Below are 11,360 nucleotides of genomic sequence, written 5' to 3' on the forward strand. Positions count from 1 at the left end.
GGTAGTTTCCGGTCCGACCTATCTGTCGCAACACATAGTGACGAGGTGACGTTCGATGGACTGTTGCCGCTGCGGGTAGGAGACTGGTCGTCGTTAACCCATGAGGACTCTCCGTGGCCCGCATTCGCAGACTGATTATCAGCAACTTCCGATCTATCCAGGCGCTCGACTGGGTGCCGGCCCCAGGAATTAACTGCCTCATAGGTCCTGGCGATAGTGGAAAGTCCAGCATTCTAGATGCGATTGACCTTTGCGTCGGTGCCCGCCGGGGCGGCACGTTCGGCGACATGGACTTCTTCGCTCTGAACGTCGAAACACCCATCACCATCAATGTGACGCTTGGCGATTTGCCGGTATCGCTGATGGATATCGATGTTTACGGCGAGTTCTTGCGTGGATTCAATCCAGGAACGGGAGAAGTCGAAGACGAACCGCGAGCGGGGCTGGAGACCGTTATCACCTTGCTCCTGCAAGTTGGTGCCGATTTGGAACCTACCTGGACACTTTTTTCTGAGCGTGCGGAGCAGCAGCAACTCGAACGCACTCTTCCCTGGAAGGAACGAGCGGCACTAGCACCCGCCCGTATCGGCAGCTTTGCGAGTTCGAACTTGTCGTGGAGTCGTGGCTCAGTGCTCAATCGACTTACCGATGAGCGCGCCGAGCTTGGTGCTGAACTGGCGCGCGCCGCTAGGCAAGCAAGAGCGAACTTTGGCAATCAAGCAGCCGAACATCTGACCCAGACGCTTGAGGTCGTGCAACGCACAGCACAGCATCTTGGCGTTTCGGTCGGGGCTATGCCTCAGGCGCTCCTTGACGCACATTCTGTGTCGATTGGCGAGGGGGCGATCGCGCTGCACAGTGAAACAGGTATTCCGCTGCGCTCCCTTGGCACGGGCTCGTCACGCTTGCTAGTGGCAGGGCTTCAAAGGGCTGCGGCCAGCGCCGCGCCAATTGCCCTGGTTGATGAGGTGGAATACGGGCTTGAACCTCATCGGCTCATGCGATTCCTGGACTCGCTGGGTGCAAAGGACGCTGCCGCTCCGTTGCAAGTGTTCATGACGACGCACTCGCCGGTCGCGCTGCGCGAGCTGTCCGGCAGCCAGTTATTCGTTGTTCGGTCAGCACCTCAGCGCCACAGTGTTATGCCAGCTGGGGAAGCCAACGAGGTACAAAGTACCCTTCGGAAGGACCCCGAAGCATTCCTCGCCAAATCCATCATCGTTTGCGAGGGGGCCAGCGAGGTTGGCTTCGCGCGTGGCCTTGACCAATGGTGGGTCAGTCTTGGCGCTACCTCATTCCTGGCCCATGGCGGCGCGTATGTGGACGCCGGCGGGGGAAGCCCCGATAACAGTCTTATCCGGGGAACAGCACTTCTGAACTTGGGTTACCGCGTGATGGTTTTTGTAGATGCCGACAAGCCTTCGACCGCGGGGCTCGCTGAAGCATTCTTGGCCGCCGGCGGGCAAATTCTTACATGGCGACCAGGCCTCACGTTGGAGGACGAGATCTTCCGCCATCTCAGTGAGCAAGCACTCGATGCACTTCTGGCGAAAGCCGAAACAATAGTGGGTGCAGAGCTGATGAACGCACACATTCAGACGAAGTCCCAAGGCCGCGTGACGCTGAACGATATCCGAGCCAAGCGACTCGTGGATGGGTACTCACCTGAGAGACGAGAGCTGCTGGGAACCGCATCCCGTATCCGCAACAGCGGCTGGTTCAAGTCGCTGACAACCTATCAGGAGGTTGCAAGGGACATCGTCGGTCCGTCTTTACAGAACGCCGAACCGGGCTTCATGGCAGTCACGAATCAGCTCTGGACGTTTACAAGTGCCCCCTGAGATTGATCTTTTCGCTATCGAGCGTGGCTCCATAACGGCCCCCGCAGGTTGTGGAAAAACGCAATTGATTGCCGAGACGCTCATCGCGCATACGCAGAGCAAACCCATCCTCGTCTTGACACATACGAACGCCGGCGTTGCGGCCTTACGGGCGCGCCTGAGACGAGCCGGTGTTCCTAACTCCGCATATCGAGTCTCCACCATTGACGGATTCTCGATGCGCCTGATCGCTAAGTTCCCAGCGCGAAGCGGCCATAACCCGCAGATCCTACAGCTGCATCAACCCAATACTGACTACCCGGCAATTCGGGAGGCCGCCATGCAGTTGTTGCAGGCCGGTCACCTCGCTCAGCCCCTTCGCGCCACCTATGCACGGTTGCTTGTCGACGAGTACCAAGACTGCAACGTCGTCCAGCACGCCATCGTGTCTGGTTTGGCCCAGGTGCTTCCGACCTGCGTGCTCGGTGACCCGATGCAAGCCATATTCAGCTTCCGTGGCAATCGACTGGTGCATTGGGCGAATGAGGTGCAACCCCTGTTTCCCGCAGCGGGAGAGTTGAGGATACCGTGGCGCTGGCGGCTGGCTGGAGCTGAGAACCTCGGGCAGTGGCTGCTCGCCATAAGGCAACAACTTCAAGCTGGTCAGCCGGTGGATCTGCGCACGGCTCCAGCAGAAGTGCGTTGGGTGCAGCTAAACGCCGGAACCGAAGTTCAGCAGCGACTGGTGGCCGCGAGAACCGAAGCTCCCAACGCTCAGGGTAGCGTCCTCATCATCGGGGACTCCATCAACGTGCAAGGTCGCCATCAGCTCACGAGCCAGACACCCGGTGCCATGGCCGTAGAAGCCGTCGACCTGAGAGATCTCGTCAACTTCGCCAGGAACTTTGACTTGCAGGGTGCCAATGCTCTGGCACAACTTGTGGAGTTTGCTTCCAGCGTAATGACGGGCGTAGGTGCAGCAAACCTGCGAACGCGCGTGGAGTCGCTGCGTGCAGGAAGGGCCCGAACGCCTCCGACCGCGGCCGAGGCTGCGGCGATCGATTTCGTAGCAGCGCCAACATTGGGGCAAGCGCTCCGTGTGATCGATACGCTCGCTGAGCAGCACGGGGCACGTGTATACCGACCGGAGGTTCTGCACTGCTGCCGGTCTGCAATGCAAGCGGTGGTGGGAGGTGCTGCCGACTTTCTGAGTGCAGCCATTCAAGCGCGAGAGCGCAATAGACACCTTGCCCGACCGATCGCAAGACGCTCTGTAGGCAGCACATTACTTCTCAAGGGGCTGGAGGCGGATGTCTCGGTTGTCCTGCATCCTGAGCTTATGACCCCCCAGAATCTATACGTCGCACTGACGAGGGGCGCAAGGCATGTCGTGGTGTGTTCACCAACCCCCATCCTTACGCCCGTGGTAAACGGCTGATCCTTTTGTAGCGCTTACGGGCTTGACCTTGCCATCGTGTCAAGGTCGATGCTGTCCGTGCGGTAACTTGAGCCGCGGACGAAATGAGGTGAAAGACATGTTTAGTCTGAGTGTTGCGGGGATGGGCTGTGGCAGTTGCGTGAGCAAAATCACGAAGGCCATTCAAGCTCTGGATCAGGATGCACGAGTAGAAGTGGATCGAGCGGCCGGCAAGGTCACCGTTGAGAGCACAGAAAGTGCCGAATCGATCCGCGAACTCATCCAGGAGCTTGGCTATTCGGCCCAGGTCAGCGCTTGAGCGCTGACCTGCTATCCCACTAAATCTCCAGTTCTGAGAGCTCTTTTAGCCCTGAGATACTGGTGACCTCGTTGGTCATACCTTCTGAACCATCTCGGCCGCGAAGCCAGTTTGAGTGATCGCCTGGCTCGCGCATTTCCAGCGTGTCATAGGAGTACCGCTTGCGCTTGAACAGGCTTTTCAATGCAGCGAACTCGTGGCTTTTTTCGTCTTCTATGCCGACGACTTCTCCTGCAAGCCGCTCCCAGTGACCAACGCCGTCGGCCAGCATTGCCTGATAGGTCTCCGGGTCAAGCAAGGCTTGCTGTTTGAAATGAATGATGCGGTGAGTCATAGAAGCGCTCGGAGTGGCCAAAGAGAGAGCGCTAGCCTAAAGGTTCCGGGTCATTCGTGTAATAGCTGGCCGCGCTTTAGCAAACCGTCGTTGACCCACAACTTCAACCAGGTCGCGGCTTGCAAGGGAGCTTGCTCGCCATGCGTGGCGCTCAACGACTCGCAGAGTTCAGCGAACGATCCGCCCTCGATGAGAAACTGCAATGCCGAAGCCTCCGCTGGCTCCAGGCTCCGGTACTGGCAGACGAGTTCATGACGCCAAACAAGACAGGCTAGGTTCGTTGGCAGGCGGGTAATATCAGGCAGCAAGCTGCCGGACTTGGCGGCTTTCCACAACTCCAGCGTGTTGTACTGCAGCTGCAACCACCGGGCAGATGCAGTTAGGGAAACCCTGAGTGAAATCCAGTCTTCAGCCGAAAAATCACTCATGGTCTCCAGCGAAAGCGCTTCGACATCCTGAGCGTCGAAGGCCAGTGTAAAGGCCCATTCCAGTTCCGCGAGTTCGCGCATCGGCGATAGTTGGGGTTCTTCGACGTAGCTGCTAATGAACTCGGGCAGCTTCTCGCCCAGCCAGCGAATGCTGAAATGTCGTGGTGGCCAGGCGGCCAAGTAGGCCAGTGCGAGCTGCTCGAATGATTCGTTGCCGATCCAGTGAAGCAGGGCAGGGAAGTCTTCTCGCAAGACCGCAAGCAGGCGCGAACGGTAAGCGTTGTGGTAGATCTGCAGGCCTCTGAGAGCACTCAGCGCTGTGCTACCTCGGATCTGCTCCAAAAGCTCGTTGGAGGGCAGGGCACTGTCACCTGTCAGGTAAGTTTCAAATGCAGTCTGTAGGGCGATCAGGCTCAAGGGGTGGCCCCCGATATCACAGATTTGGCGATAGCACGGGCATGTGCTAATTCGGACAACAGCTCTTCCAGCGGCGGAAACTGGTCATCCCGCTCGATCAAGGTCGATGTCGGGCCCAAGTAGCTCAAAGTCTTGCTGTAGAGAGACCAAACCGGATCAGCGATGGGCTGGTCATGGGTGTCGATGAGGTACTGCCCGTAATCGCTGTGCCCGGCCAGGTGAATTTGCCGAATCCGCTCGTGCGGCAATTCCATGATGAACTGCCAAGGGTCGAAACCCTGGTTGCGCGAACTGACGTAGACGTTGTTCACGTCGAGAAGCAGCTCGCACCCGGTCAGGTAACTGAGCTCCGAGAGGAACTGAGACTCGCTCATGCTGGATGTTGTCCACTGCACGTAGGAGGAAACGTTCTCCAGCACGATGGGACGTTCCAAAACATCCTGCACCAAGCGCACCCGGGCCGCGACATGCAGCAGGCTCTCCTGGGTAAACGGCAGCGGTAGCAGATCGTGAAGTTGATGGGCGTTGCCTCGACTCCAGCACAGGTGATCAGACACCCACTGAGGCTGCACCCGATCCGCCAGCTGCTTGAGCTGTCGTAGGTAGTCTATGTCCAAGGCATGTGAGCCGCCAATCGAAAGAGATACTCCGTGCATCACCAGGGGGTAGTGCTCGCCGATCGCATCAAGGAAGTAGAGAGCCTTGCCGCCCTCCACCAGGTAATTCTCGGAAATGATCTCGAACCAGTCGACCGCAGGCCGTTCCTCCAGGATCTGCCGGTAATACTCGTTACGAAGGCCAAGACCGAAACCCAGAGTTTTGCGTTTACTCATTCGAGACTCCAGCAGGGGAGTGGCATGCACTCCCCTGAACCGCCTTATTCGCTGGTTTTGCCACCGGCTTCGTCACATTTGGTCTGGGTCATCAACTTGAACCCTTGGCCTTTGCATTCGCCTTGGCCTTTGCAGTCGTTTTTCGCGGTCATGCAGTCGTTCTGCCCTTTGCAACCATTGATCCCGAAGCACTTCACTTCTGCTGCTTTGGTTTCCTGAGCAGCCTGGACGGGCAGGGTGGAGAACAGGCTGGCGGCCACCAGAGCCAAGGCGGCACCGGTAGCTACGTTGGATTTGTTCGACATAGTGGCTATCTCTCTTGATTGTTTGATGGTCGCGATCCGTCGGTGCGAATGAACGAGTTAGCTCAGGCATTGCTACCGATCAGGCCCATGGAATCCGCAAGGCTGCGCGGGCAGGAAGACAGTACCGAGCCTTCAGGAGGGCCTACAAGAAAGAAATAGCAAACTGACAGAACTGTAATGTTCGGATCAGGTTGCTGACAGGGCGTCGTGGTTAACGTAGCAGCGAGCTTAACGCTCGTCCCCACTAGTTACAGGGGCTTCTAAACTTCTGAGGATTAACGAAATGAAATCGATCAAAACCCTGTTTGTAGTTGCTGCCCTGAGTGTTTCCAGCCTGACGATGGCCGAAGGCGGTGCTGATCGCACGTTTGCACGCATGGAGCAGGCACGCCAGACGTCTCTGGAGGCCTACCGGGTGGCCCAGCAGCAGAAAGTTGAGGCTCCTGTAGCCAGCAGTCCAACCGAGCAAGCAGAGCACACCAACTGCTGAAGTCATCTACCTTACAGAAATGTAATCACCCGGATGGTTGAAATATGGCAGTTTCATACTGCTCATCGTCGGTAAGGCATTGTGCAATGCACCGACGTGGAAAGTTGAGGGGTAAATCCCCGACATTGAAGCAGCCATGAACCCGAGACCGGGCACACCATCACCGGCTCATTTGACGGATTGGACAAAACGGCATGCAAAGCAAAACCACAAGGCGCACCTTCGTCAAAGGCCTGGCAGCCACCGGTATTATCGGCGGACTTGGCCTGTGGCGCACGCCGGTCTGGGCGGTGAACAGCCCCGGCCAGCCCAACGTACTGACTGGTAACGAATTCGACCTATTCATCGGTGAAACCCCGGTGAACATCACCGGCGCAGCGCGCACGGCCATGACCATCAACGGCTCGCTCCCTGGGCCGATTCTTCGTTGGCGCGAAGGCGATACCGTCACATTGCGCGTGCGCAACCGCCTCAAGGAGGACACCTCCATCCATTGGCACGGCATCATCCTGCCGGCGAACATGGATGGTGTTCCTGGCCTGAGCTTCCATGGCATCGCCCCTGATGGCATGTATGAGTACAAGTTCAAGGTCAACCAGAACGGCACCTACTGGTATCACAGCCATTCTGGGCTCCAGGAGCAGGTCGGCGTATACGGTGCGCTGGTCATCGATGCCAAGGAGCCCGAGCCCTTCAGTTACGACCGTGATTACGTCGTGTTGCTGAGCGACTGGACGGATGAAAATCCAACGCGGGTACTGGCCAAGCTCAAGAAACAGTCGGACTACTACAACCAGCACAAACGCACCGTTGGTGACTTCATCGATGACGTAAGCGAGATGGGTTGGTCCGCTGCGGTAGCCGATCGCAAGATGTGGGCCGAGATGAAGATGAGCCCGACGGATCTCGCTGACGTCAGTGGCTACACCTACACCTACCTGATGAATGGCCAGGCACCTGATGGCAACTGGACCGGCATATTCAAACCAGGCGAAAAGATCCGCCTGCGGTTCATTAATGCCTCGGCTATGACCTATTTCGATGTGCGCATCCCAGGCCTGAAGATGACTGTGGTTGCGGCCGATGGTCTGCACGTCAAACCGGTCAGCGTCGACGAGTTCCGTATCGCCGTGGCCGAGACCTACGACGTGATCATCGAACCAGACAGCGAACAGGCCTATACCGTGTTTGCCCAATCCATGGACCGCACTGGCTATGCGCGCGGCACCCTTGCGGTACAGGAAGGGTTGAGTGCACCGGTACCAAGCCCTGACCCGCGCCCACTGATTGCCATGGGTGACATGGGCATGGACCACGGCAGCATGGGCGGCATGGATCATGGGAGCATGGCCGGGATGGATCACGGCAGTATGTCGGGCATGGATCATGGGAGCATGCAGGGTGGCATGGCCGGCATGGATCACAGCCAGATGGCTGGAATGGATCATTCGGGCATGGCAGGCATGGCAGGCATGGCAGGTGCCATGCAGGCACACCCAGCCTCAGAGACCAACAACCCGCTGGTCGATATGCAAACCATGACACCAACGCATAAGTTGGACGACCCAGGTATTGGTTTGCGAGACAACGGCCGACGCGTCCTCACGTACTCTGACCTGCGCAGCACCTTCCCTGATCCGGACGGGCGTGAGCCAAGTCGCACCATCGAGCTGCACCTCACCGGGCATATGGAGAAATTCTCCTGGTCCTTCGATGGCATCAAGTTCTCTGACGCCGAGCCTCTGCGCCTCAAGTACGGCGAGCGTGTTCGCATCACGCTGGTCAACGACACCATGATGACTCACCCGATCCATCTTCATGGCATGTGGAGTGATCTGGAGGATGCGAACGGCAATTTCCTGGTGCGTAAACACACCATCGACATGCCGCCAGGTTCCAAGCGCAGCTATCGGGTGACCGCCGATGCGTTGGGTCGTTGGGCCTATCACTGCCACCTGTTGCTCCACATGGAAATGGGCATGTTCCGTGAAGTTCGTGTGGATGAGTAAAGGAGATTTCTGATGAGCACTTTTATGAAGCGAAATGCCCTGGCTGGCAGCGCAGTAATGTTCAGCCTATTGGCTGCCCTGCACGCACCGGTTTCGTTGGCAGGTGAGGGGCACAGCGAGCACGAACAACATGCTGCCGAGTCGGCTGCGCCCGACGCCAGTGACAAGCCTGCAGATCAATCGAAAGGCAAGGTCGCTGGCCAGCAGATGGATCATGGCACCATGGATCATGAGGGCATGAACCATGACGATATGGGGCACGAGAAGATGATGGATAAGCATGGCGGCACCGAAGCCGAAGCAGGTTCGAACCATGACCACTAGGTTTTCACGCCCGTCCCTCATAGCGCTGGTCGTGTCGCTGAGTGCACTCAGCGGCGGCGTTACTTTGGCTGCGGAAGAAATGGATCATTCGGCAATGGGGCACGGCTCCATGTCGATGGACCACAGCCAGATGGGCCACGGTTCCGCCAAAGCGCCGATGGAGGGCATGGATCACAGCAAGATGGACCATGGTGCCATGCAGGGTGCTTCGGGCAGCATGGATCATAGCCAGATGGGCCACGGCCAGAGCCAAGAGAAGGCCCAGGCTATGGATCACAGCAAGATGAGGCATGGCGCCATGCAAGGACAGATGGAGGGCATGGATCATTCAAAGATGAACCATGGCTCCGCTGAAGCCCCGAGAACCACCAGCCGTACGCCGATTCCCGTTCTGACGGATGCTGATCGCCAAGCGGCTTTCCCGCCATTACCTGGCCACAAGGTTCACGACAGCGCCATCAACAGTTTTTTCCTGCTCGATCAGCTCGAATACCAGGACGCAGATGAGGGCAGCACCCTGGCCTGGGATGCGTCGGGCTGGGTAGGCGGTGATATCAACCGGGTCTGGTTCCGCTCCGAAGGCGAGCGTACCAACGGCGTGACCGAGGATGCTGAATTACAGCTGTTGTACGGCCGCTCGATCGGCCCTTGGTGGGATGTCGTCGCGGGCGTTCGCCAGGACTTCAAACCGGAGTCGCCGCAGACTTGGGCCGCCTTCGGTATCCAGGGCATGGCGCTTTACGCCTTTGAGGCCGAAGCCACGGCCTTCGTCGGCGAGAATGGCCAAACTGCTGCCCGACTGGAGGGCGAGTACGACATTCTGCTGACCAACCGGCTGATTCTCCAGCCAACTGCCGAAATGAACTTCTACGGCAAGAACGATCCTGAGCGAGGTGTGGGGTCTGGGTTGGCAAATACCGAGCTCGGCTTGCGTCTGCGTTACGAGATTGTCAGGCAGTTTGCCCCCTATATCGGGGTTTCCTGGAGCCGCTCCTATGGCAACACGGCAGACATGGTGCGCGACGAGGGCGGTGATGTAGACGAGGCGCGTTTTGTCGCCGGTATCCGGATGTGGTTTTGAGAACCTGACATGAAAAGAACAATTAAAACTTTGGTGGCGGCCGGCGTGGTCGGTAGCACAGCTGTCCTGGCCGGCGCCTACTTTGGCGTGGTCAACGTGGGGGCCGATGATCCCCATTTTCCTGCAGTGCATGCGTTTCTCACGATGGCCCGCGACCGCTCTATCGAAGTCCGTTCGCAGGACATCGAGGTTCCCAACCTGGATGATCAAGCTCTTATTCGCGCCGGTGCGGGCAACTACAACTCCATGTGTATCGGCTGTCATTTGGCGCCAGGTGTGGCGGAGACCGAGCTAAGCCAATCGCTTTACCCTGCGCCTCCCAACCTCGCCAAGATCGGTGTCGATGGCAATCCGTCAGCAGCGTTCTGGGTGATCAAGCATGGCATCAAGGCAACGGGTATGCCTGCGTGGGGCAAGAGCATGGGCGATGAGTACATCTGGGGCATGGTTGCCTTCCTTGACCAATTGCCGACGATGGATGCCAAGCAATACCAAGCACTCGTCGCATCCAGTGGCGGCCATCAGCATGGTGGTGGGGAAACGCAAATGCATAACCATGAAGGACAGCACGGCGACAACAAGCCTGGCCATCATGACAATAGTGGCGGTGGCGATGACCATCATGGATCAGGTGATGCTGGAGAGCCTGGTCATCACGATGCCGCGGCTACGGATAGCGAGGGTGGCTCCGCACCTAAGGCAGGTCACCATTCGGATATGAGTGGCGATGACCACCATGCTGGGGATGAGGCGTCGTCCAACGGAGGTGATCATCACGCCGAGCAGGCTCCGAACGCCTCGCCCAAGACCCACACCCACGCCGATGGCAAAGAGCACGTACATGAAAGCTAAATATCTGGCCTTACTGGCCGCTCTCTCCGTCACGTCTGCGGTTCAAGCAGCTGATGCCCTGACGATTGATGTCCATCGTGATGCCAATTGCGGATGTTGCAAGAAGTGGATTTCACACCTCGAAGCGAATGGCTTCAAAGTCGTCGACCATGTTGAAAGCAACATGACAGCAGTGAAGCAAAGACTGGGCGTCGCGCCACGGTTAGCGTCTTGCCACACCGCGGTGATTGACGGCAAGTTCGTCGAAGGTCATGTGCCGGCGGCTCAGGTCATCGAACTCACCAAGCGCGATGATCTGCTGGGCATCGCTGTTCCCGGGATGCCGGCGGGCTCCCCCGGCATGGAAGTCGATGGCGTACAGCATGCCTACCAGGTCATTGGCTTGACCAAGACGGGTTCTGATCAGGTCGTTGCAGAATATCCCGCCCAGTAGTACTGCCTGCCAGCACGGCCGCTTGTGTGTAGTGGCCGACTCATTTTCATACGTCCTTTAACCTAAGTAAAAAAGGCGCCCTAGGGCGCCAAGGGCTGTCTCCAAACCAAAGGAGCACTACGAGGGGACAGCAGGACCAAGGAGCGAGCGGGCAATCAACCCGCTCGCTTGCCAGGGTTAGAGAACTTCCAGCGGGTACTCGACAATCAGGCGGAACTCATCCAAATCCGACTCGAAGTCGGTGGCGCGAGTCGTGGCTTGTCGAATGCGAAAGGACATGTCCTTCAACGACCCAGAC

Annotated in this window: 14 protein-coding genes; 9 read left to right on the forward strand and 5 right to left on the reverse strand. The window is 58.0% G+C overall.

From position 1 onward, the window contains the following. Nucleotides 1-113 precede the first annotated feature (113 nt). From INS93_RS22440 to INS93_RS22450, 3 genes are all read left to right on the forward strand, one after another. Entirely contained in the window at nucleotides 114-1,841 is a 1,728-nt protein-coding gene (locus INS93_RS22440) for an ATP-dependent nuclease (RefSeq protein ID WP_192985578.1), read from the forward strand. Next, nucleotides 1,831-3,258: a UvrD-helicase domain-containing protein gene (locus INS93_RS22445; RefSeq protein WP_192985579.1), complete on the forward strand. Its 1,428-nt coding sequence runs from the start codon at nucleotides 1,831-1,833 to the stop codon at nucleotides 3,256-3,258. The genes INS93_RS22440 and INS93_RS22445 overlap by 11 nt, the downstream gene beginning before the upstream one ends. 97 nt (nucleotides 3,259-3,355) lie before the next feature. Beyond that, the gene (locus INS93_RS22450; RefSeq protein WP_003246756.1) at nucleotides 3,356-3,556 is read left to right on the forward strand and encodes a heavy-metal-associated domain-containing protein; all 201 of its coding nucleotides are present in this window, start codon (nucleotides 3,356-3,358) and stop codon (nucleotides 3,554-3,556) included. 19 nt (nucleotides 3,557-3,575) lie between these two features. Here the strand turns inward: INS93_RS22450 and INS93_RS22455 are convergent, their stop codons facing one another. The 4 genes from INS93_RS22455 to INS93_RS22470 are packed head-to-tail and all read right to left on the reverse strand — an operon-like array spanning nucleotide 3,576 to nucleotide 5,873. Further along, nucleotides 3,576-3,890, reverse strand: a complete 315-nt coding sequence (locus tag INS93_RS22455) for a hypothetical protein (protein WP_192985580.1) — start codon at nucleotides 3,888-3,890, stop codon at nucleotides 3,576-3,578. 50 nt (nucleotides 3,891-3,940) lie between these two features. Then, nucleotides 3,941-4,735 (reverse strand): DNA-binding domain-containing protein, encoded by a 795-nt coding sequence (locus INS93_RS22460; RefSeq protein ID WP_192985581.1) that lies wholly within the window; start codon nucleotides 4,733-4,735, stop codon nucleotides 3,941-3,943. Beyond that, the gene (locus INS93_RS22465; RefSeq protein WP_004374664.1) at nucleotides 4,732-5,568 is read right to left on the reverse strand and encodes a DUF692 domain-containing protein; all 837 of its coding nucleotides are present in this window, start codon (nucleotides 5,566-5,568) and stop codon (nucleotides 4,732-4,734) included. The genes INS93_RS22460 and INS93_RS22465 overlap by 4 nt, the downstream gene beginning before the upstream one ends. Nucleotides 5,569-5,612: 44 nt before the next feature. Then, on the reverse strand, nucleotides 5,613-5,873 hold the full coding sequence (locus INS93_RS22470) for a membrane protein (protein WP_003460126.1): 261 nt from the start codon (nucleotides 5,871-5,873) through the stop codon (nucleotides 5,613-5,615). 283 nt (nucleotides 5,874-6,156) lie between these two features. Here INS93_RS22470 and INS93_RS22475 point away from each other — a divergent pair, with 283 nt between their 5' ends. The 6 genes from INS93_RS22475 to INS93_RS22500 all read left to right on the forward strand — a co-directional run bounded on the left by INS93_RS22475 (nucleotide 6,157) and on the right by INS93_RS22500 (nucleotide 11,062). Continuing rightward, entirely contained in the window at nucleotides 6,157-6,363 is a 207-nt protein-coding gene (locus INS93_RS22475; RefSeq protein ID WP_192985582.1) for a co-regulatory protein PtrA N-terminal domain-containing protein, read from the forward strand. A gap of 194 nt (nucleotides 6,364-6,557) precedes the next feature. Then, a complete protein-coding gene (locus INS93_RS22480) occupies nucleotides 6,558-8,372 on the forward strand; it encodes a copper resistance system multicopper oxidase (protein ID WP_192985583.1) in 1,815 nt (604 codons plus the stop codon). Between the two features lie 12 nt (nucleotides 8,373-8,384). Further along, entirely contained in the window at nucleotides 8,385-8,696 is a 312-nt protein-coding gene (locus INS93_RS22485) for a hypothetical protein (RefSeq protein WP_192985584.1), read from the forward strand. Then, nucleotides 8,686-9,777, forward strand: coding sequence for a copper resistance protein B (locus tag INS93_RS22490; RefSeq protein ID WP_192985585.1), 1,092 nt, complete (start codon nucleotides 8,686-8,688; stop codon nucleotides 9,775-9,777). Before INS93_RS22485 ends, INS93_RS22490 begins: the two co-directional genes overlap by 11 nt. A gap of 9 nt (nucleotides 9,778-9,786) precedes the next feature. Further along, nucleotides 9,787-10,629 (forward strand): c-type cytochrome, encoded by an 843-nt coding sequence (locus INS93_RS22495; RefSeq protein ID WP_170050792.1) that lies wholly within the window; start codon nucleotides 9,787-9,789, stop codon nucleotides 10,627-10,629. Further along, nucleotides 10,619-11,062 (forward strand): DUF411 domain-containing protein, encoded by a 444-nt coding sequence (locus tag INS93_RS22500; protein ID WP_003246746.1) that lies wholly within the window; start codon nucleotides 10,619-10,621, stop codon nucleotides 11,060-11,062. Before INS93_RS22495 ends, INS93_RS22500 begins: the two co-directional genes overlap by 11 nt. Nucleotides 11,063-11,239: 177 nt before the next feature. Here the strand turns inward: INS93_RS22500 and INS93_RS22505 are convergent. Further along, the coding region (locus INS93_RS22505) for an OprD family outer membrane porin (RefSeq protein ID WP_192985586.1) at nucleotides 11,240-11,360 on the reverse strand (121 nt) is incomplete at its 5' end.

Source organism: Pseudomonas sp. EggHat1 (genome assembly GCF_014892995.1).
In the GTDB taxonomy this organism is placed as follows: domain Bacteria; phylum Pseudomonadota; class Gammaproteobacteria; order Pseudomonadales; family Pseudomonadaceae; genus Aquipseudomonas; species Aquipseudomonas chaetocerotis.